Genomic DNA, 20,217 nt, shown 5'->3' with positions numbered 1-20,217 from the left:
GGGCGGCCTCGGTGGGTAAAATTCTCCTGGATCGCGCCCGGGGAGCGCCTCAGAGGGCGCCGATCTCGTGCCGGAGGCCCTCCCAGCGGATCTCCGGCGGCGGCGCGCGGCGCCGCTCGCCGCCCCCGACCGGCTGCGCGGGGGTCGAGCACTCCCCGTGCTCCAGGAGGTGCAGCGCCTCCGCGAGGGCCGTCTCGCCCGTGTCGCCCAGCTCCGCGTTGAGCGTGTCGTCGGCGGGGCAGTCCGGGGCGAAGCCGTCGTAGTAATCCCCCTCTTCCGCGGCGTTGAGCACCCGGAACGAGATCGGGTGCATGATCTTGTCGCAATAGTCCCAGCCGTGCATGCCGACGGGCTTGCCGTGCGTCGTCGAGCCGACGAGCTTGACGTCGATGTAGGGGCGGAGGCTGTTGATCAGCGTCTCGCTGGCGGAGGCCGTGCCGCCGGAGGTGATGACGACGAGCCGGGACAGGGGGAGCGCCGGCTGGTCGAGCTCCTTGAACAAAGCGCGCTTGTCCCAGTCGCCGTGCCTGTCGTTGTGCGCGGTGATGTCGAGCAGCGCGCCGGACGTCGCCGGCCGGTGGATCAGGCTCGCGAGGTGCCGCTCGACGGCGAGGCGCCCTCCGCCGTTGTAGCGCAGGTCGAGGACCAGCTCGGTCACCTGGCTCTCCCGGAAGGTCGCGAAGGCGCGATCGAGCTCCTCCTCGGAAGGCTCGATGAAGGTGGTGAGCATGAGGTAACCGACCGTCGACGCGCCGACCTGCAGGACGCGCGGGTTCAGCACCGTGGTGACGCCGTACCAGGCCTTCTGGACGGCGACCGTGAAGGCCTCCTCGCCCGGGCGCTCGATCGTCAGCGAGATCTCGTGTCCTTCCTCGTCGGGGCCGGTCACCTCGGCCCAGCGACCGTCGCGCGCGATCTCCTCGACGTCGATCCCGTTGACGGCCAGCACCCGGTCGCCGCGGCGGAGGCCCGCCGCGCCCGCGGGCGAGGCCGGGTGGACGAGGGCGAACCGGAGGCTGCCCTCCAGGTCGTAGCCCCACCGGAAGCCGATCCCGAGGGTCTGCCCCTCACGGAAGAACGCCTCGTAGTCGCTCTTGCTCGAGATGTAGCTCCAGCGGTCCCGCGACTTGTCGACGAGATCGACGAGCAGCTCCTCGGGCGAGGGGTAGCTGCGGTGGTCCAGGTCCGGCACGCCGTCGTACCAGAGATAGACATCCTTCATCAGCTTGAACAGGAACTCGTTCTGTCCGGCCGTCGAGCAGTCCGCTGCCGGCTGCGCCAGCGTCTCGTCGGACAGGGCGCAGCCTGTCGTCATGGCGGCGGACAGCGCGAGGGCACAAGGAAAGAGGACCGCGACCGACTTCGAAGCGACCATGGCGCCAGCTCACCACGAAACGCAAAGGGCGGGCAACGCCGATCGCTGGCCCGTCACCTCGCCGTCGCCCCAAGGCGCTCCGCGCCTCCTTCGAGGGCGAGGGGCCCGGACGCGCGGCTGGCAGGTCCTCCGCTGGAACGGTGCCTCGGCATGGACGGACTTCGACGGACGCCAGAGGAGCATCGACGCGCAGCAGCCCGGCTCCGACATGTGGCACATCCACGCTCACACCACGGTCGACTTGCCGCAGGCGGGGCCTTGGTCGCGACGAAGGGCGGCCGGGCCGCGGAGAGGTGAAGCGCTCCCCGTCGAGGATCTCTGCCGCCTGGAGCGCTCCTCGGGCGAGACTGTCCACGTGAGCATCGAGAACATCGACGATCTGCGCGTGCTGGTGGAGGCGGCTCGCCGCGGGACGCTGACGGCGGCGGCGCGGGTCCTCGGCGTCACGCCGGCCGCGGCCAGCGCCATGCTCAAGCGGCTGGAGGCGCAGCTGGGCGAGCGGCTGTTCGAGCGGTCCACGCGCGCGCTGCGCCTGACGCCGGAGGGCCAGATCCTCCTGGACTACGCCTCCCGCGCGCTCGAGCTCCTGGAGGAAGGCGAGGCGCAGCTCGCGTCGCAGCGCCGCTCGCTCGTGGGCACGGTGCGCGTGGCGGCGCCGTCGGATCTCGCGCGCAGCGTGCTCCTGCCCTGGCTCGACGAGTTCGTGGCGGCCCATCCGGGCGTGCGCCTGGCCCTGTCCGTGACCGATCGCGTGCAGGACGTGATGCGCGACGTGGTGGACCTGGCCTTGCGCTACGGCGATCTCAGCGATTCACGGCTGGTGGCCCGGGCGCTCTCCACGACGCGCCGCGTGCTCTGCGCTTCCCCCGCGTACCTCGCGCGGCGCGAGCCGCCGCGCTCGCCCGAGGACCTGGCCCAGCACAACTGCCTGACCTTCCACGTCAACCACAGGCGGCACGTGGCCTGGCGCTTCGAGAAGGACGGCGCATGGACCGAGGTGCGCGTCGACGGCGACCGCGAGGCCGACGACGCGGCCATCGCCCACCAGTGGGCCCTCGCCGGCGCCGGCCTGCTCTACAAATCCGAGCTGGATCTGGCGCACGATCTGCGCGAGGGCCGTCTGGTTCGCCTGCTGCCCGGCTGGCAGGGTGAGCACTATCCGCTGAACGCCATCCTGCCGAGCCATCGCTTCGTGCCGGCGCGGGTGCGCGCCCTCGTCGACTTCCTCGCGGCGAAGCTCCGCGACCTCTCGCCTCAGAAGCCCGGTGTGCCCGGCGCCAGGGGCTTGAAGCGATAGACGAGGTAGGGCGCCTTGTTCCTGGCCACGCCGTCGGCCTGGAGCGCGCCGGTGAGGGACAGCTGCGCCGCGCCGGTGTACATGGCGCCGTCGCTGTTGTAGGTGACGCCGTCGGGCCAGACCATGTCCGGGTCGCTGACCAGTCGCTCGTATTTGCGGGTGTCGGACGGGATGACGCCCACGGCGCGCTCGCCGACCTCGGTGAGGTACAGGTTGTCGTCCTTGTCGATGGACAGGCCGCCGTTGAAGGGCTTGTCCGCGTAGGTCTCCACCTTCGCCCCGAGCTGCGCGGCGGTGAGCGACGTGTCCAGGAGGTCGCTCATCCGGATACGGTACATCTTGTACGCATTGAGCGGGGCGAAGTAGAGCCATTCGCTGTTCTTGTCGAGGGCGATGCCGTCCACGCCCACGTACAGGTCGACGGACCCGCTCGTGGGTCGACCCACGTCCCAGCGGATGGGCTCTTTCACGGGCATCACGCTGTGATGGCCTTGCAAGAGGCGCCGGCTCTCGCCGGTGGAGAGGTCCACCACGACGAGCGCCGCCTTGTCGCCGACGCCGCCCGAGCCTTCGCCGATGGCCTCATCGGCGAGCACGATCACGTTGTGCTTGAGGTCGACGACGAAGTCGTTGTGCTGCGACTCGGTGAGGGTGGCTTCCGGTGAGATGGGGATAACGCGCTCGAGCTTGTTCTGGTGGGTGTTCCACCCGACGAGCTTGGGCACGAGGCCGGCGGGGCGCCCCGCCGCCTTGTCGGTGGATCTGGCCGAGTCCAGCATCCAGAGGACGCCGTTCTCGTCCGTGTGCAGGCCGAGCACCCAGTCCAGGCAGGCGTCATGGTCGGACTTCCAGCTGCCGTCGTCGTTCTTGCAGCTTTGCCACTCCGCGCTCGGATACGGTGTCGTGGACCTCCGGTCCGGGTTGAGCAGCGCCACCTGCACCTTGGGGCTGTAGAACGGGTGAAAGCCGATGATGACCCGGCCGTCGGGCATCTGGGTGATGCCGCCGACGCCGGTCGCGTCGAGCCGAGCATAGACCTCGAGCGTGGGCTGCGCGGGCCGCGCCGGGCTGGCGCCGTCGCCGCAGGCCGCAGCGCCGGCGACCAGGGCCGCGCCCGCGGCCAGCGTGAGGCTCGCGTTCTTGAGCTTGAGCTTGAGATGGGCAAACCGATGCATGCTTGTCTCCTCGTCGTGGTGGTCCTCCATGTTTGAGGAGCGCGCCCTGGCGGACAAGCGATGACACGCGGAAACAGTTTCTGCGTTTCGTTGAAGATGGCTCGCCCCGCGCGAGGCCACGGGGTCGCGACGCAGGCTAGTCGCGCGTCATCCAGCGACGGCCACGGAGCAGGGGGCGCAGCGTCGACGCGGGAGGACGGGTGGGCGTGACCCCCGTCCAGGCAGCGAGCGCGCCGAGGGCGACCGACTGATCGGCGGGCGCGAGCGCCAGGATGACGGCGCCGTGGGTGCCGCCCGGCGCGATGAAACGGTGGGAGTCCCGGGCGGCCCCGAGGTCGAAGGCAGCGGCGGTGTACGGGTCGTTCTCGCCGTAGATGAACAGGAACCGCTCGCCCTCGGCGGTGAGCCAGGCGGAGACGTCCTGCATCGCCCCGGGCTCGAAGACAGGCGTCTTGCCAGGACCGGGCTGCACGAACGAGGTGGGGACGTTCGCCCCGGGGTACACGAGGAGATCGGCGATGTGCTCCTCCGCGAAGCCGGGATAGCCGAGCTCCGCGGCGGCTTGCCAGTGGTACGGCTCGTAGGTGGAGAGGTAGGCGTCGGACCAGAGGTAGGCGGGATTCGCCTCGTCGAGGAACGCCCAGACGTCGCCGTCGCTCGACGCCGCGGTGGGGACGCGCTCGCAGAAGCTCGAGTCCCTGTATTGCCAGAGGGAGAAGACGGACTCGACGACGGCGACCTCCAGCGCCCGCTCGACGCCGAGTTGATCGTAGGTGACGCCGAGCTCCTCGGCCTCGGCCTCCATGACGTCCAGCATGGCGGGGCGGCGCAGGAGCACCTCGCGCTGGAAGCCCTGGAGCGCCTGCCGGCACGCGGGGTCGCCGCGCTCGGCGACGAACTCGAGGTAGCGCGGGTCGGAGATGCCAGCGCTGTGCGGCGCCACGTAGGCCACCGTGCCGTCCACGTCGGCGGGGTAGAAGCGGCGGTGATAGACCGAGGTCATCCCGCCCTTGCTCGTTCCGGTCGAGATCCAGCGGCCCTCGTAGAGCGGCCGGATCGCGGCGATCACGCGGTGGACGTCCGCGGCGGCCTGCTCGATGGTGAGCAGCGACCAGTCCTCGGATTCCGGGCGGGAGGGGGTGAAGAAGCGATGCTCGACCCGGATCTGGTTGGCGGCGAGCAGCTCGGCCGGCTCCTCGAGCCACTGGGACTCAGGGGAGAGCTGGTAGCCCTCGGTGACGAGCACCGTGGGCGCGGCGAGATCCCGGTGGTGCAGCACGACGCGCTGGCGGAAGCGCTCGGCGTCGGGGTGGGCGTGATCCGCGGGCTGGTCGAGATCCATGACGAAGTAGCGATATCCGGGAAAGCTCGACTCCTGCTCCGAGACCGTGAGGCCGTCGATGGCCTGGAGCTGCTCGAGGATCCCGCGGGCGCCCGCATCGCCGCCGCCCGCGCCGCTGCCGCCCGCGCCGCTGCCGCCGCCGCCGACCGCATCGCCGCCGCCTGCGCCGCCGACAGCGTCGCCGCCGCCTGCGCCGCCGACAGCGTCGCCGCCGCCTGCGCCGCCGACAGCATCGCCGCCCGTGCCGCTGCCGCCTCCGCCGTCGCTCGCGCCGGCCGCGCCGCCGTCGCCGCCGGCGCCCCCGGGTGGCGCGCCGCTGCCAGCGTCGTCGCCGCAGGCGACGGCCGCCAGGGCGGACAGGGTGAAGGCGAACCACGACAGGAGAGGAGTGCGCATGCCGGCACAAGTACCTGAGCCGGCGCTCGGCTGATCCGGAATCGGACAGGAAAAGCTAGCCCGTGTGCGCTGCCGAACGCGTTCTTTCTTTGAGAGCGAAAGCGGGGAATGTCCACCAACGGGCATGACGTCCCTTCGCGCCAGGTCTGTTGTCGCGGCAACGCTCGTCGCGCTCTTGCTCGCCGGTTGCGTCGGACCCCGCGACGATCCGGGCAGCTCCGCCGGCGAGGTCAACCGAGGCGGCGCCGACGACGGCCGCCCTGCCGCGCTGGCCGCCGAGGCCGGGTTCATCGACGTGCCGGGCTCGAAGACGCTCGGCCCGGGGTGGCCTTCACGGATGTTCTATTCGTTCTTGCCCGCCGAGGTGCGCCCGGAGCGCGCGCCGATCATCGTCTTCTTCAACGGCGGCCCCGGCGCCGCGACGACGAGCATCCTGCTGCCCTACGGGACCGGCCACCACACGCTGGATCCCGCGGGGCCCGCCGACGCCGCGCCGGTCGTGAACGACGCGTCGTATACGCGCTTCGCCAACCTGCTGTACGTGGACGCGCGCAGCACGGGGTTCTCGTACGAGCGCGCGAGCGTCCGCCCGTCGGACTGCCACGGAGAGGAGCAGCTCTACATCGCCGACGCGGCGGACTTCATCTTTGTGCTGCTCGAGTTCCTCGACGCGCACGAGGCGCTCCGGGACAACCCGGTCGTCATCGCCGGAGAGAGCTATGGCGGCACGCGCGCGGCGGTGATGCTCTACATGATGCAGCATTACACGCTCCGCGCGGACGGGCTCGAGGTGATGGGGCTCGCGCCCCCCTGGCTGAAGGGCAAGATGCAAGCGCACCTCGACGCGGCGTTCCCGGCGCGCGCGGGCGCCCCTCGGGCGCCGGCGCAGGTGGCCGAGCAGTTCGGGTGGCAGGTGCTGATCCAGCCGAGCCTCTTCGGGGTGGAGCAGGCGATGTATGAAGAGCCGCTCGCGCGGGCGGACCCGGACCTCGCCGGGCACTTCGCGGATCCGGGGGCGCGCGACCGCTTCGACGTGCGCCGCACGGTGGAGGAAGGAGAGCTCGTCGCGGAGCACGCCGCCAGGTCGATGCGCAACGCGGAGCACCTCGAGGCGCTGCTGGGCGTGGGCCTGACGGAGATCGCCGGGCTCACGCCGCCGGAGCGGTGGCCCTCCTCGCGGTACTTCTGGAGCGGCAACGAGGCGGCGACGGCGGCAGCGAGCGAGCGCGCGCTCCGGGCCGAGCTCGGCGGGCTCGGCGCGGACGACGCTTACTGGCTGGCGATGGGGCTACCGTGCCAGGGCTACCTCGGCGATCACGGCTCGCTGCGCGCGTTCGGCGAGATCCTGCCGCACACGGCGACGTTCATCACCAATGCGCGCCACGACGCGGCCGTGTACACCGAGGCGTTGCCGGTCTTCTTCGCGGAGCGCTCGATCTACGACGTCGCGATCGACATGTCGCTGCCCGCGGGCGCCGCTCGCCCCGGGGTCGTTCGCCTGACGAGCGACGGGGCAGACATCGCGCTGCGGTTCCCGACGTACGAGTCGGGGCACGCCGTCTCGGTGGGCGCCCCGCGCGAGCTCGCCGCGGACGTCGAGGCGTGGCTCGCCGAGACCGGCGCGTCGGCCCGGAGGTGAGCCCGGGCGGCGGCCGGGTTCCGGACCGGGATCCGGACCGGGGTTGAGGTTTGCCGACGACGGATGCGGCTACGCGGCAACATTGCAGCATGGCAGGAATATGACTGGGTGAGGTCCGGCCGACCGGGGTTGAGGTCCGGCCGACCGGGGTTGAGGTCCGGCCGGAGGTCCGGCCGACCGGGGTTGAGGTCCGGCCGACCGGGGTTGAGGTCCCCACCGGGGTTGAGGTCCCCACCGGGGTTGAGGTCCCACCGACCGGGGTTGAGGCCGGCTCAAGTAACGCAGGTCACTCCGCCGCCTCGACCAGATCCCGACCGGGGTTGAGGTTCGCCGGCCGCGGCAGCCCATAGCGGTCACGCAGCGTCGTGCCCTCGTAGTGCGTCCTGAACAGACCTCGCTTTTGCAGGATGGGGACCACGTGCTCGACGAACGCCTCGAGGCCCGACGGCAGCACCGGCGGCATCACGTTGAAGCCGTCGGCGGCGCCCTGCTCCCACCAGTGCTGGATCGCGTCCGCCACCTGCTCGGGCGTGCCGGCGAACGTCCGGTGGCCCCGGCCGCCGCCGAGCCGGCCGATGAGCTGGCGCACCGTCAGCCGCTCCCGCCGCGCCAGCGTCACGATCAGCGTGTAGCGGCTCTTCGCCCCCTCGATCTGATCCTCGCTCGGCAGATCCTTCGGCAGCTCGGCGTCGAGCTCGAGGTCCTCCGGCTTCACGCGCAGCGTCTGCGCGAGCTGGCGCTTCGCGTACTCCGGCTTGATCAGCCGATCGAGCTCCGCGTCGAGCGCGTGCGCCTCGGCCTCGGTCGCCCCGATGACCGGCACGATGCCCGGCAGGATCTTGATCCCCTCCGGATCGCGCCCCAGCGCGCGCACCCGCGCCTTCAGGTCGGCGTAGAACTGCTGCGCGTCCGCCAGCGTCTGCTGCGCGGTGAACACCGCCTCGGCGTAGCGCGCCGCCAGCTCCTTGCCGTCCTCCGACGAGCCCGCCTGCACGAGCAGCGGATATCCCTGCGGCGGGCGCGGCACGTTGAGCGCCCCCTCGACCTTGAAGTACCGGCCCACGTGCCGCGGCGGGTAGATCTTGCTGTCGTCCCCCCAGACGCCCCTCTCCTTGTCGCCGAGCGGGGCGTCATCGTCCCAGCTATCCCAGAGCTTCAACGACACCTCGATGAACTCGGCCGCCCGCGCATACCGCTCGCTGTGCGCCGGCAGCTCGTCGAGGTTGAAGTTGCGCGCCGCGTCCACGCCGGCCGTGGTCACGATGTTCCACCCGGCCCGGCCCCCGCTGATGTGGTCGAGCGACGCGAACCTCCGGGCCAGGTTGAACGGCTCGTTGTACGTCGTCGAGGCCGTGGCGATCAGCCCGATGTGCTCGGTCACGCCCGCCAGCGCCGCCAGCAGCACCGTCGGCTCGAGCGTCCCGGCCGGCCGGCGGCCGACGTTGTTCCAGAGCACCGGGCTGTCGGCGAGGAAGAGCGAGTCGAGCTTCCCCCGCTCCGCGATGCGCGCCAGGTTCTTGAAGTGCTCGACGTTCGTGTTCGCGAACGGGTCGCTCTCGGGCAAGCGCCACGAGGCCTCGTGGTGGCCGACGCTCATGAGAAACGCGTTGAGATGCAGTTGTCCAGGCCGATGGGTCACAAGACACTTCCTTCCACGTCAAGATTCCACGTCAGATTCCACGTCAAGATTCCACGTCTTCAACATCGAGCTTCCATCTCAGGACTCCAGCTCTGCCCCCGACTCGACGCCTCCGGCGGCGGCCGGCGCGACGCCCAGCGCGGCCAGCAGCGCCTCGCGGTGCTCGAGGAACCGGGGGTGGCGGAGCGGGCGCGGCGCCGGCACGTCGATCCGCCGCTCCTCGGCGATGCGGCCCTCGACGAGCACGAGCACCCGGTCGGCGAGCGCGATCGCCTCGTCCACGTCGTGGGTGACCAGCAGCACGGCCGGGCGGTGCCGCGCGCACAGCTCGCGCAGCAGGTCGTGCATGCGCATGCGCGTGAGGGCATCGAGCGCGCCGAACGGCTCGTCGGCCAGCACGAGCTCCGGCTCGCGCACGAGCGACCGCGCCAGCGCCACCCGCTGCTGCTCGCCGCCGGACAGCTCGACCGGCCACGCGCGCTCCCGCCCGGCCAGCCCCACCTCGGCGAGCGCGGCGAGGCCGCGCGCCCGCGCCGAGGGCTCGTCGAGGCCCAGGATCACGTTGTCGAGCACCCGCGCCCACGGCAAGAGCCGCGTGTCCTGGAACACGACCGCCCTGTTCTCCGGCACCTCCAGCTCGCCCGAGCCGGTCACGTCGTGATCGAGCTCGGCGATCGCCCGCAGCAGCGTGCTCTTGCCGGAGCCGCTGCGGCCGAGCAGCGCGACGAACTCGCCCCTCTGGATGTCGAGGTCGACGCCGCCCAGGATGGTGCGCGCGCCGAAGCGGCGGACGAGGCCGCGGATCCGCACCGTGGGCGGCGCCGCGGTCAGCCGGCCAGGATGCGACGCCATGACAGGGTCCTTCTCTCGATCAGCCGGACGGTCGCGTCGGAGGCCAGGCCGAACAGCCCGTACACGACGAGGCCGAGGAGGATGATCTCGGTCTGGCCGTACGAGCGGGCCAGCGACATCATGTGACCGATGCCGCTCGTGGCGTTGATCTGCTCGACGACGACGAGCGCGAGCCACGCGCCGGTCACCGCCAGCCGGACGCCCATCAGGAAGCCCGGCAGCGCCCCCGGCAAGGCCACCTTCCGGACGAACTGCCACCTCGACAGGCGGACCGTCTCGGCCAGCTCCACGTAGCGCGCGTCGATGGTGCGCAGCGCGGCGTGGGTGTGGACGTAGACCGGGATGACGACGCCGAGGGCGATCGTCAGCACCTTCATCTGCTCGCCGATGCCGAACCAGAGGATGAGCAGCGGGATTAGCGCGAGCGTCGGGATCGCGCGCTTGATCTGCACCGGCCCGTCGACAAGCGCCTCGCCGACGCGGGTCAGCCCGGAGAGCAGGGCCAGGGAGGTTCCCGCGCCTACGCCGAGCGCGAGGCCGAGGAAGGCGCGCTGCGCCGACGTGAGCAGGTTGGACACGAGCCGCCCGTCGGCGATCAGGTCGCGGGCGGTGGAGACGACGGTCCACGGCGCGGAGAGCACGCGCTCGTCGAGCGCGCCGGTCGCCGACGCGACGACCCAGCCGGCGAGCAGCAGCGCCGGGCCGATGGCCAGGCCGTACGGGATGCGCCGGCCGGGGCCCAGGCGGCGCCGCGGGCGGCGGCCGGGCAGAAGGCGGTCGGCCACGCCGCCCGCGTCGGCCACGCCGCCCGCGTCGATCACGCCGCCCGCGTCGACCACGCCGCCCGCGTCGACCACGCCGCCCGCGTCGACCACGCCGCCCGCAGGCGGAGCGAGCGCGCCGTCGAGCGGCGCGGCGACGTCGGCCGTCGCGGAGAGCGCGGGGAGGCGGGCGAGGCGCGGCGAGGCGGCCCTCGTGGGCAGTGCGGTCGTCATGGCGTGCTCCTTTCGGCCGTCGCCGGCCGGTCCGTCGGCGCGGCGCCCTGCGCGGCGCCGGCCACCTCCGCTCCGATCGTCTGGAACCGAAGGTCGAAGATCGTCCTGGCCTCGAAGCGCTTCTGGCCGGAGGCCTCGGCGAGCAGGTCGACGGTCTCCTGGGTCAGCGCGATCGCCTCGGCCCAGTCGCCCGGATACAGCGGCTTGCCGGCGCTCTCGACGAGGAAGCGCCCTTCGCTGGCCGTCAGCCCCTGATCCTTGACGTAATACGCCTCGGTCCAGGCGTCCGGGTGCGCGTGCGCCCAGAGCTGGGCCCGGGTCCGCCACTTCACGTACTCGCGCAGCGCCGCCGCCTTGTGGGCGTCCTCGAGCACCGCCGCGCGCACGTGGAGGAAGCTGAGGTTGTCGCGGACGCCGTGCGCGATCGACGACGCGCCCTCGGCGCCGTACTCGTTGAGGTAGCGCCGCAGGATGGTGCCGGAGAGCGGCGCGACGTCGACCTGGCGGCTCGTGAGCGCCTCCTTGAACTCGCCGCTGCTGAGCTGGACGAGCGCCACGTCCTGCGGCGACAGCCGCGCCGCCTTGAGCACGCGCTGGACGAGCGCGCCCTGCGCCTGCCCCGGCGAATAGGCGATCTTCTTGCCGCGGAGATCGTGAATCGACGACAGGCGCACGCCCGGCGCCGTGGCGAGCTCGTAGATCGGCTTTTCCCGCATGTACACCGTGACGATCTTCACGTCGAGCCCGGTGAAGGTGGCGTGGATGGGCGGCGTGTCGCCGACAGCGCCCGCGTCGAGGGCGCCGGCGCGGAACGCCTCGATCGTCGCCGGCCCGCCGCTGATGTTCTGCCAGTCCACGACGAACGGCAGCCTGTCGATGTCGCCGGAGAGCTGGAGCTGCTTCTGCACGGTCGGATCGCCGATGCTGAGCCGCGTCTCGCGCGGGAGCTCGTCCGGGATCGGGGCGTCCGGGGCGAGCCGGGCAGCGGCGCTCGCCGCGCCCTCGCGCTTGCACCCGGCCAGGGCGACGAGCGCCGCGAGCGCCAGAAGAAAGCGTTTCCTGTCGATGAGCGTGCGCAGATGGACCTCGGTGCGCGGCTGGAAGCAGGGCTGTTGCTCGGGCGCCCAGGCGCCGCCCCGCCGCCCAGCCGGCGCCGGAGAGGGGTCCCTGGGAGGTGCGGAGATGGGCGTCGCAGGGCGGCTATCGCGACCGGCAAGGCCGACGGCGCCGCGCCTTCTACGCGCCTTGCCCCGCGTGGTCAGCAACACCCATGCCGCCGCGCGACTCGCCTCCTCGGGGCAGCCCTCCGCGGCCGCGCGCCCGCCATCGCGCGGCGTCCGGCGGCGCCCGGGCGCGGCCCTGCGGCCGCGTTGCTGCCCCGGAAGCAGCCGGTGGTGATCCGCTGCTCCGGCGCGAGCACGGCCGCCTCCGTCCCGAGGGCGAGGCGGCGCGTCGGGCCGCCGGCGCGCGGGCGCGCGGTCACGCGTCGTTGCGCGTCGTTGCGCGTCGTTACGCGCGCCGGCCGCGGACGCCGAAGGCGTCGAGCAGGTGGTCGCGGAAGGCGCGGATCTTCGGCGGCAGGAAGCGCGTCCCGGAATGGACGAGGTAGAGGGGCGCCGCGCCGTCGACCGCGTGGTCCTTCAGCACGGGGACGAGCCGCTTCGCCTCGACGTCGCCCCGCACGTTCACCTCGGGGACGAGCGCGATCCCCGCCCCGGCCAGGGCGACCTCGCGGCAGAAGGAGTAATCCGAGGCCGCGATCGCCGCGCGCACGCGGAGCTCCGCGCGGTCGCCGCCGTCGCGCGGCTGGAGCGCGATCGTCGCGTGGCCGCGCGTGGTCTGGGCCATCAGCAGCCGGTGGCCGCTCAGGTCCTCGGGCCGGCGCACCGGCCTGTGCTTGCGGAGGTAGGCCGGCGCGGCGAAGAGCCCGACCTCGAGGAGCAGGAGCCTGTGGGCGATGAGCGACGAGTCGGGCAGGCTCGAGGTCGCGCGCAGGGCCACGTCGATCTGGTGGGCGTCGAAGTCGAGGAGCGCCTCCGTGAGCACCATCTCCAGCGAGATCTCGGGGAAGCGCTCGGCGAAGCCCGCCGACAGCGGCGCGAGGATGCTCAGGCCGAGATCGAACGGCGCCGTCACGCGCAGGTGCCCGCTCGGCTTCGCGCGCGCCTGCTGCACCGCCACGTTCGCGTCCTCCAGGAGCTCGAGGGCCCGGCCCACCCGCATCCTGTAGGCGAGGCCGTCCTCCGTCGCCTGCACCCGCCGCGGGCTGCGCCGGAGCAGCTCCACCCCGAGCGCCTGCTCGAGGCGCGTGATGCGCCGGCTGACGCTGCCCTTCGTCTCGCCCAGCGTCCTCGCGGCCTCCGTGATCGACCCGAGATCGACGACGAGGCAGAGGGCCCGCAGATCGGCCAGATCGGCGTCGATGGTTTCCCTCCTGACAACCTCACGTTTCATTCCGCGGATATTGTACCATTTCCGGAAACAACCTAGGGTGGGCTCATGGATCGCCGCGCTGCGCTGAGGCTCCTGCTCGCGGGCGGGGCCGTGCCCCTCGGGGGCGCATGCCGGCCCTCGTCGACGTCGAGCTCCACGTCGAAGGCCGAGAGAGGTTCCATGTCCGAGACCCAGCACAAGAACCCGGCGCGCGAGGGCCGCATGCCGGCCATCTTCCTCGCGCACGGCTCCCCCTTCCTGCTCGACGACCGCGCGTGGGTGGCCGAGCTCGGCGCCTGGGCGCAGGCGATGCCGCGCCCGCGGGCGATCCTGATGCTCTCGGCCCACTGGGTGGACGCGCCGGTCACGATCGGCGCCACCGAGACCGTGCCGCTCGTCTACGACTTCTACAACTTCCCCGAGAAGTACTACACGGTGACGTATCCCGCGCCGGGCGCCCCCGCGCTCGCGCGGCGCGTGCGGGAGCTGCTCGGCCCGCTCGGGCCTGTCGCGGAGGCCCCGCGCCGCGGCCTCGATCACGGCGCCTACGTGCCGCTCCTCTGCATGTTTCCGGGCGCGGACATTCCTGTGCTCCAGGTCTCGTTACCGTCGCTGTCTCCAGCCCCGCTCCTCGAGATGGGGCGAGCGCTCGCGCCGCTGCGCGACGAGGGGGTGCTCGTCGTGGGCAGCGGTTTCTTGACCCATAACCTGCGCGCGGCAGACTGGCGCGGTGATGCGGTCGCGCAGCCCTGGGCCACCGAGTTCGACGCCTGGTGCGCCGAGGTCCTCGCGCGCCGCGACGTGGACGCGCTGCTCGATTACCGCGCGCGCGCGCCGGGGGTGCGGATGGCGCTCCCGACCCACGAGCATTTCGTGCCGGTCGTCGCCGCCATGGGCGCGTCGATCGACTCGAGCGACGCGAGCGAGCCGGTGGCGTTCCCCATCACGGGGCTCACGTATGGCTCGTTCACGAAGCGTTCTGTGCAGTTTGGCTGACCGAAAAGGAGAATGTCTCTCATGATCACGTCCCGCATCGCTCGCATCGCGGTCCCCGCGGCTCTCCTGCTCTCGCTCGCGGGTTGCGAGGATCCGACGAAGGACAAGCCCAAGGCGACCGTCTCGTCCGCCGCGCCGGCACAGCCCCAGGCCGCCGCGCCCTCGGGCGCCGCCGAGGCGCTCCCCATCGACGCGACCGCGTCGACCATCGGCTTCGTCGGCTCCAAGGTCACGGGCAAGCACGAGGGGAAATTCGAGAAGATCTCGGGCACCATCACGCTCGCGGGCGGCAAGGCCGAGGGCGGCAAGATCAGCATCGAGGCCGACACCGCGTCGGTGAAGAGCGACGCGGAGAAGCTCGACGAGCACCTCAAGTCGAAGGACTTCTTCGACGTCGCCACGTACCCGAAGGCGACCTTCACCTCGACGCAGATCAAGGCAGGCGGCGAGAACGGCGCGACGCACACGATCACCGGCGAGCTCGATCTGCACGGGGTGAAGAAGACGATCTCCTTCCCCGCCACGATCACCGAGGGCGCCGACGCCGTGTCGGGCAACGCCGAGTTCGTGATCAACCGGAAGGATTTCGGGATCGTCTATGCGGGCAAGGCGGATGACCTGATCCGCGACGACGTGCTGCTCAAGCTGTCGCTGAAGGCGCCGCGCAAGCAGGGCTGAGCGCCGGCCAGGAGGGGTGCGCCGGCCAGGGCGCCGGCCACCCCCGGCCCATCGCTCAGCCCGCCACCCGCCCCCCGCGCGCACCCGGCACCACCAGCCGCTCCCTCATCGACGCAGGGCTGCGCCGCCGACGCGGTCCACGACATCATCGATAGCGCGATATCGCAATCGAACAGACACACGATAACCGTGGAGCTCTGTCGACACCGGCGGTCGCCCGTTTCACGGCGGAGCACCGCAATGCTACGCCGGCGCGGCGGCATCTCCGGGTGAGGCGCTTTTGCACCGCGCGGCGCCCACTGAGGCGATTTTGTCCCACCCAACGCTCGTCGCTCCGAGCGCGCCTGGCGAATCCGGCGTGAACCCACGCGTGAACCAGACGTGAACCCAGCGTGAACCAGGCCTGAATCGACGCGTCAATCACAAGGTACCAGACGGTGCCCCAAGGTGACCAGCGCTGGTACGCTCACTGCACGGATGGCAATTCGATTCTTCCGCTGGCGATGCGCAACTTCAGACATACCGACACCCGAGCGCTCGAATTTTTTTCGCTAGCTTGATCACGCGATAAAATTCATTGCGTGGCCGGTCGAGCATGATAGGAAGCAGGCTCACCGGCGTAGCCGCGCGTTCACCGTCGGTTGTCGAAGTCCGTCGCGAGCCAGACTGGACGAGATCGTACGAGATGGTTGCCGAGACGTCGCGTCAGCCACGTCTTGGGCCGATATTTCGGCGAGCACAACGGGTTGCCAACATGGATGGGACGACATGAGGACACATCGGAGACCACGGTACTTGATGACCGGAGTGGCCACGCTGGCGCTCTTCCCTGCCGGCTGCATCGACGACGCCGGCGGGGACACGGAGGTGATCAGCACCGACGACGCGCCGCTCGTGACGAACGCCCCGCTGATCGGCGTCGGATCCGGGCGCTGCCTGGATGTGCGAGGGCAGAACACCGCGCCAGGAACCGCCGTGCAAATCTACACCTGCAATGGCGGGGCGAACCAGACCTTCACGCTGACAGCCGCCGGAGCGCTCCAGGTCTATGGAGGCACCCGGTGCGTCGAGCCGTCGGGCGGTGGGACCAGCAACGGCACCAGGGTGGTGCTCGCCAATTGCAGCGGGCAAGCCCACCAGAGGTGGTCCAGGGGCAACAGCGGCGCCCTCGTCCATGAGCGGTCCGGGCGGTGCCTGGACGTCGAGGGCCGGCGGACGGCCAACAGCACCCCTGTCCAGCTGTACGACTGCCATGGCGGGACGAACCAGCAATGGACGTCGCCGGGAGAAGAGGAAGGAGCAGACACCCAGCCGCCGACGCCGCCATCCAGCGTGAGGGCGAGCAACGTGACGTGCAGCGCGGCGACGCTGTCGTGGTCGGCGTCGACGGACAACGTCGGCGTCGCGTCCTACGACATCTACCACGACGGCCAGCACATGACGTCGGTGAGCGGCTCCACGCTGTCGACGACCCTCACCGTGGCGCCGGGCGTGCAGTGGGGGGTCTACGTCAACGCGCGCGACGCCGCGGGGAACGTCTCGCAGGCGAGCGAGACGCTGCGGCTCAGCACGCCGCACTGCGAGGCAGACGACGAGCCTCCGACGGCGCCGGCCAACCTGACCGGCAGCGCGTCCGGGACCAGCGTGACGCTCCAGTGGGCCGCGGCGACCGACAACATCGCTGTCACGACCTACGACGTCTACCGCAATGGCACGAAGGTCGGCACCGTCCCCGGCACGGCCGCGAGCCCCCCCGCGACGACCTTCGTCGACAGCGGGCTCGCAGCGGCGACGGCCCACACGTACCACGTGATCGCGCGCGACGCGCAGGGCAACGCGTCGCCGGCGAGCGGCTCCATCTCGGTGACGACGGGGCGCGCCTGCAGCTCGGCGATCTGCGATGTCGTCCAGGTCGCCACGGACAACGATCTCCCGTGGGGGCTTGTCGAGCTGCCGGACGGCTCGGTCCTCTACAGCCGGAGGGACGCGGACGACATCGTCCGCCTCGACCCGAGCACCGGCGCGAAGACCTCGATCGGCACGGTGCCGAACGTCGCTGGGACGGACGGCGAAGGCGGCCTGATGGGGCTGGCCATCGCGCCGACGTTCGAGACCGACCGCTGGCTGTACATCATGCACACGTCGCCGTCGGACAACCGCGTCGTGCGGATCAAGGTCGTCGGCAACCGGCTCGACACGTCGACCGAGCAGGTGCTCGTCTCTGGCATCCTCCGGAACAAGTACCACAACGGCGGCCGGCTGCGGTGGGGGCCGGACGGCAAGCTCTACGCCTCGACGGGTGACGCGCAGAACGCGAGCCTCGCGCAGGACACGAGCCGCCTCGAGGGCAAGATCCTGCGGATCGAGCCCGACGGCAGGGTCCCGTCGGACAACCCGTTCGGGAACCTCGTGTGGAGCTATGGACACCGGAACCCGCAGGGGCTGGCGTTCGACTCCCAGGGTCGGCTCTGGGAGCAGGAGTTCGGCAACACCGTCATGGATGAGACGAACCTCATCCAGAAAGGTGGGAATTACGGCTGGCCGAACTGCGAGGGCACCATGTCGCAAGGCGGCAGCGGCTGCAGCACGGCGGGCTACATCGCGCCCAAGCTCACGTACCGGACCTCCGAGGGGTCGTGCAGCGGTATCGCGATCGTGAACGACGTCTTCTACGCCGCGTGCCAGCGGGGGACACGGATGTACCGCGCGGTCATCAGCGGGAGCAGCCTGACGAGCGTGCAGCAGTTCTTCGTGGGCACCTACGGTCGCCTCCGCACCGTCGAGCCCACCCGCGATGGCAACCTCTGGCTGACCACGACGAACACCGGAGGCACGGACAGCACCCCCAACAACAGCAACGAGAGGATCTTCAAGGTCCTCCTGGGCATGTGATGGCGGCGTCCGCCTGAAAGGCGCAGGCTCGAGCGGCGCGCGGCCCGCCGCGCTCGAGCCAGCGCGCGGTCCTGCCGACCCGACGCGCTGGCTTGCCTCAGGCCCGGTCGCCCGGAGCGGGGTTCTTCGTGGGATCCCACTGGACCCACACGTGGTCCGGGCCCCGGAACGAGATGTTGGGCACGTACTGGAAGTCCTGGCCGGGGATGAGCTCCATGTGCGGCAGCCGGCGCGTGACCTCCTCCAGGAACACCCGCAGCTCCATGCGCGCCAGGGGCGCCCCCATGCAGAAGTGTCGCCCGTGGCCGAAGGCGAGGTGCCTGTCGGCGTTCGTCCGGTGGATGTCGAACCGCTCGCCGTCCGGGAACACGGCGCTGTCGTGGTTCGCTGACGCGGTGATGACGAGCAGCTTCGCGCCCTCCGGGATCTGCACGCCCCCCACCTCGACGGGCCTCGTGGCGCGCCGCCTCCAGGCGGGGACCGAGGACTGGTGACGGAGGATCTCCTCGACAGCGTTCGGGATCAGCGAGGGATCGGCGCAAAGAGCTTCCCACTGCTCTCGGTGCTCCAGCAGGACGCGGAAGCCGCTGCCCGCCGCGTTGCTCGTCGTCTCGTGCCCGGCGAACATGATGCTCATGCAGAGGTTGGCCAGCGCGCTCTCGTCGTAGAGATCCGGGTGCTCCCGCCACCTCGTGATCACGTCGCTCATGAAATCGTCGCCGGGAGCGTCCATGAGGCGCTTGATGTGCCGCTTGCAGTAATGCCAGCACGCCCCGAGCTCCTCGACGAGGCGGACCTGCTCGTCCTCCGTGGGGCGGCCCCAGGTGAACAGCGCGCGTGGGGTGGCGAGCTCCTTCGCCAGGGGGATGTCCTCGTCCGGAGCGCCGAGGAAGGCGAAGACGGTGAGCGCGGGGATCTCCCACGCGAGCTGGCCGACGAGATCGGCCTTCCCGTGCTTCACGAAGGCGTCGATGGACTCGGTCGTCCACGCCCGCACCCTCGGCTCGAGGTCGCTCACGCGCTTCCGCGTGAAGGCCTCGGCGAGGAGCCGGCGCCGGCTCGTGTGCACGGGCGGGTCCTCGTTCACGAGGGCGGGGCCCCGGACATACCCGATCTCGATGAGCTTCTGGATCGCCCTGGGCCGCGGCGGGGTGACGGGCTCGATGGCGATCGCGGCCGAGAACGCGTCGGCGTCCCGGAAGATCCGGACGACGTCCTCGTGGCGCGTGACGACCCAGCAATCGAGCTCCCGGCTGTAGAACACCGGCGCCTCGGTCCGGAGCTGCTGCAAGATCGGGTAGGGATCCGAGAGGTACGGCTCCCCGAGCGGGTCGAACGCGGCGGCGAGCTGGCTGGCCGGAGAGCCGCTGGCCCGGCCCTGAGCGGTCCCGTCGTGCTCGATCGAGGTCATGACGCACCTTCGGACATGCTGACCATGAGGAGCTCCTTCGCTGGCCCGGTCAGAACGGCGTGTCGCCGTCCTCCGGGACGATGATCGACTTCAGCGCCCCGTCCCGGCAGTCGGCCTGCAGGCGGAAGCCCTCGGCGGCGTTCGACAGGTCGAAGCGGTGGGTGACGATGGAGTCGACGTCCACCGCCCCCTCGGCGACGAGGCGGATCGCCCGCGGGTACACGTGCCCCATGCGCCGGGAGAGCTTGATCTTCAGCCCCTTGCGGCGGCACAGCGCCGCCGGCAGCGCGTAGCGGTCGCCCTCGGGGATGCCCGCCAGCACGACGCGCCCGCCGATGCGCGCGGCCTCGGCCGCGTGGTGGAAGCCCTCGGGCGAGTTCGTCGCCTCGAGGACGAGATCGACGCCCCGGCCGCCCGTCCACGCCGCGACGGCCTCGAACGTCGGCGCCGCGTCGTGCGCGCCCAGCCGGCGCGCGGCCTCCGCCCGGTACGCGACAGGGTCGACGGCGAAGACGCGGTCGGCGCCGGCCAGGCGCGCGAGCTGGACGAGGCACAGGCCGATGGGCCCGCAGCCCAGCACCGCCACCGTCTCCTGCAGGCGCGGGCGCGCCAGGTCCATGGCGTGGACCGCGACGCCCAGCGGCTCCAGCATCACGGCGCGGCGGACCGAGAAGCCCGGGGGGAGCGGCACGACCTGGCCGGGGTGCACGGCGAGCCGCTCCGCCATGGCGCCGTGGAGCGGCGGCGCGCCAAGGAACGCGACGAAGGGGCAGAGGTTCACGTGGCCGCGCTGGCACCATTCGCAGCGGCCGCAGGAATGCGCGGGGTCGACGGCGACGAGCTGGCCCCTGGAGAGGCCGAGCTCCGGGTGGTCCTCGGCGACCCAGCCGGCGAACTCGTGCCCTGGGACGAAGGGATCATGGATCTGCGCCGCGCCGATGCCGCCCTCCAGGTAGTAATGAAGGTCGCTGCCGCAGATCCCGCAGCCGGCGACCTGGATCGTGACCATGCCCTCGCGCGGCTGCGGAGGCTCGACCTCGCCGAGCCGAACGTCGCGGATGCCGTGGATGAAGGTTGCGCGCACCGTCTCATTCTCC

15 protein-coding genes are annotated in these 20,217 nt (G+C 71.4%); 5 read left to right on the top strand and 10 right to left on the bottom strand.

All coding sequences use genetic code 11. From position 1 onward, the window contains the following. Window positions 1-49: 49 nt before the first annotated feature. Window positions 50-1,375 (bottom strand): S41 family peptidase, encoded by a 1,326-nt coding sequence (locus tag WMF24_RS01205; RefSeq protein ID WP_437734490.1) that lies wholly within the window; start codon window positions 1,373-1,375, stop codon window positions 50-52. A 355-nt stretch (window positions 1,376-1,730) separates the two neighbouring features. Here WMF24_RS01205 and WMF24_RS01200 point away from each other — a divergent pair, with 355 nt between their 5' ends. Next, complete coding sequence (locus tag WMF24_RS01200) at window positions 1,731-2,672, top strand: LysR family transcriptional regulator (RefSeq protein ID WP_437734489.1); 942 nt, start codon at window positions 1,731-1,733, stop codon at window positions 2,670-2,672. Here WMF24_RS01200 and WMF24_RS01195 read toward each other — a convergent pair. Then, the gene (locus WMF24_RS01195) at window positions 2,630-3,847 is read right to left on the bottom strand and encodes an L-dopachrome tautomerase-related protein (RefSeq protein WP_437734488.1); all 1,218 of its coding nucleotides are present in this window, start codon (window positions 3,845-3,847) and stop codon (window positions 2,630-2,632) included. The two genes, WMF24_RS01200 and WMF24_RS01195, sit on opposite strands and share 43 nt — an antisense overlap. Window positions 3,848-3,983: 136 nt before the next feature. Beyond that, on the bottom strand, window positions 3,984-5,585 hold the full coding sequence (locus WMF24_RS01190; protein WP_437734487.1) for a S28 family serine protease: 1,602 nt from the start codon (window positions 5,583-5,585) through the stop codon (window positions 3,984-3,986). Between the two features lie 124 nt (window positions 5,586-5,709). On the opposite strand from WMF24_RS01190, the gene WMF24_RS01185 reads away from it, so the two are divergent. Beyond that, entirely contained in the window at window positions 5,710-7,224 is a 1,515-nt protein-coding gene (locus WMF24_RS01185) for a S10 family serine carboxypeptidase-like protein (protein WP_437734486.1), read from the top strand. Window positions 7,225-7,510: 286 nt separating this feature from the next. On the opposite strand, the gene WMF24_RS01180 is transcribed toward WMF24_RS01185, so the two are convergent. The 5 genes from WMF24_RS01180 to WMF24_RS01160 all read right to left on the bottom strand — a co-directional run bounded on the left by WMF24_RS01180 (window position 7,511) and on the right by WMF24_RS01160 (window position 13,164). Then, the gene (locus WMF24_RS01180) at window positions 7,511-8,863 is read right to left on the bottom strand and encodes an LLM class flavin-dependent oxidoreductase (protein ID WP_437734485.1); all 1,353 of its coding nucleotides are present in this window, start codon (window positions 8,861-8,863) and stop codon (window positions 7,511-7,513) included. Between the two features lie 78 nt (window positions 8,864-8,941). After that, the gene (locus WMF24_RS01175) at window positions 8,942-9,715 is read right to left on the bottom strand and encodes an ABC transporter ATP-binding protein (protein ID WP_437734484.1); all 774 of its coding nucleotides are present in this window, start codon (window positions 9,713-9,715) and stop codon (window positions 8,942-8,944) included. Continuing rightward, window positions 9,691-10,710, bottom strand: a complete 1,020-nt coding sequence (locus tag WMF24_RS01170; RefSeq protein ID WP_437734483.1) for an ABC transporter permease — start codon at window positions 10,708-10,710, stop codon at window positions 9,691-9,693. The genes WMF24_RS01175 and WMF24_RS01170 overlap by 25 nt, the downstream gene beginning before the upstream one ends. Next, the gene (locus WMF24_RS01165) at window positions 10,707-11,978 is read right to left on the bottom strand and encodes an ABC transporter substrate-binding protein (protein ID WP_437734482.1); all 1,272 of its coding nucleotides are present in this window, start codon (window positions 11,976-11,978) and stop codon (window positions 10,707-10,709) included. The genes WMF24_RS01170 and WMF24_RS01165 overlap by 4 nt, the downstream gene beginning before the upstream one ends. 241 nt (window positions 11,979-12,219) lie before the next feature. Then, complete coding sequence (locus WMF24_RS01160; protein WP_437734481.1) at window positions 12,220-13,164, bottom strand: LysR family transcriptional regulator; 945 nt, start codon at window positions 13,162-13,164, stop codon at window positions 12,220-12,222. A 159-nt stretch (window positions 13,165-13,323) separates the two neighbouring features. Here WMF24_RS01160 and WMF24_RS01155 point away from each other — a divergent pair, with 159 nt between their 5' ends. The 3 genes from WMF24_RS01155 to WMF24_RS01145 all read left to right on the top strand — a co-directional run bounded on the left by WMF24_RS01155 (window position 13,324) and on the right by WMF24_RS01145 (window position 17,709). After that, complete coding sequence (locus tag WMF24_RS01155; protein ID WP_437734480.1) at window positions 13,324-14,139, top strand: dioxygenase family protein; 816 nt, start codon at window positions 13,324-13,326, stop codon at window positions 14,137-14,139. Between the two features lie 21 nt (window positions 14,140-14,160). After that, the gene (locus tag WMF24_RS01150) at window positions 14,161-14,817 is read left to right on the top strand and encodes a YceI family protein (RefSeq protein WP_437734479.1); all 657 of its coding nucleotides are present in this window, start codon (window positions 14,161-14,163) and stop codon (window positions 14,815-14,817) included. A gap of 798 nt (window positions 14,818-15,615) precedes the next feature. After that, the gene (locus tag WMF24_RS01145) at window positions 15,616-17,709 is read left to right on the top strand and encodes a PQQ-dependent sugar dehydrogenase (RefSeq protein ID WP_437734478.1); all 2,094 of its coding nucleotides are present in this window, start codon (window positions 15,616-15,618) and stop codon (window positions 17,707-17,709) included. Between the two features lie 97 nt (window positions 17,710-17,806). Here WMF24_RS01145 and WMF24_RS01140 read toward each other — a convergent pair whose 3' ends face one another. Both WMF24_RS01140 and WMF24_RS01135 read right to left on the bottom strand, forming a co-directional pair. Further along, a complete protein-coding gene (locus WMF24_RS01140; RefSeq protein ID WP_437734477.1) occupies window positions 17,807-19,120 on the bottom strand; it encodes a cytochrome P450 in 1,314 nt (437 codons plus the stop codon). A gap of 49 nt (window positions 19,121-19,169) precedes the next feature. Next, window positions 19,170-20,204 carry a zinc-dependent alcohol dehydrogenase gene (locus WMF24_RS01135; protein ID WP_437734476.1) on the bottom strand — a complete coding sequence of 345 codons (1,035 nt, stop codon included), beginning with the start codon at window positions 20,202-20,204 and terminating at the stop codon, window positions 19,170-19,172. Between the last annotated feature and the right edge of the window lie 13 nt (window positions 20,205-20,217).

Origin of the sequence: Sorangium sp. So ce1335 (assembly GCF_051521615.1) — a bacterium.
GTDB lineage: Bacteria > Myxococcota_A > Polyangia > Polyangiales > Polyangiaceae > Sorangium.
Note: the sequence above shows the minus strand (reverse complement) of the source record. Positions and strands in the feature narration are given on the sequence as shown.

What these genes read in the sequence shown, in the direction of transcription:
- WMF24_RS01205 (WP_437734490.1), bottom strand. Translation starts at nt 1,375, where the DNA reads ATGGTCGCTTCGAAGTCGGTCGCGGTCCTCTTTCCTTGTGCCCTCGCG.
- WMF24_RS01195 (WP_437734488.1), bottom strand. Translation starts at nt 3,847, where the DNA reads ATGCATCGGTTTGCCCATCTCAAGCTCAAGCTCAAGAACGCGAGCCTC.
- WMF24_RS01190 (WP_437734487.1), bottom strand. Translation starts at nt 5,585, where the DNA reads ATGCGCACTCCTCTCCTGTCGTGGTTCGCCTTCACCCTGTCCGCCCTG.
- WMF24_RS01185 (WP_437734486.1), top strand. Translation starts at nt 5,710, where the DNA reads ATGACGTCCCTTCGCGCCAGGTCTGTTGTCGCGGCAACGCTCGTCGCG.
- WMF24_RS01175 (WP_437734484.1), bottom strand. Translation starts at nt 9,715, where the DNA reads ATGGCGTCGCATCCTGGCCGGCTGACCGCGGCGCCGCCCACGGTGCGG.
- WMF24_RS01170 (WP_437734483.1), bottom strand. Translation starts at nt 10,710, where the DNA reads ATGACGACCGCACTGCCCACGAGGGCCGCCTCGCCGCGCCTCGCCCGC.
- WMF24_RS01160 (WP_437734481.1), bottom strand. Translation starts at nt 13,164, where the DNA reads ATGAAACGTGAGGTTGTCAGGAGGGAAACCATCGACGCCGATCTGGCC.
- WMF24_RS01155 (WP_437734480.1), top strand. Translation starts at nt 13,324, where the DNA reads ATGTCCGAGACCCAGCACAAGAACCCGGCGCGCGAGGGCCGCATGCCG.
- WMF24_RS01150 (WP_437734479.1), top strand. Translation starts at nt 14,161, where the DNA reads ATGATCACGTCCCGCATCGCTCGCATCGCGGTCCCCGCGGCTCTCCTG.
- WMF24_RS01145 (WP_437734478.1), top strand. Translation starts at nt 15,616, where the DNA reads ATGACCGGAGTGGCCACGCTGGCGCTCTTCCCTGCCGGCTGCATCGAC.
- WMF24_RS01140 (WP_437734477.1), bottom strand. Translation starts at nt 19,120, where the DNA reads ATGACCTCGATCGAGCACGACGGGACCGCTCAGGGCCGGGCCAGCGGC.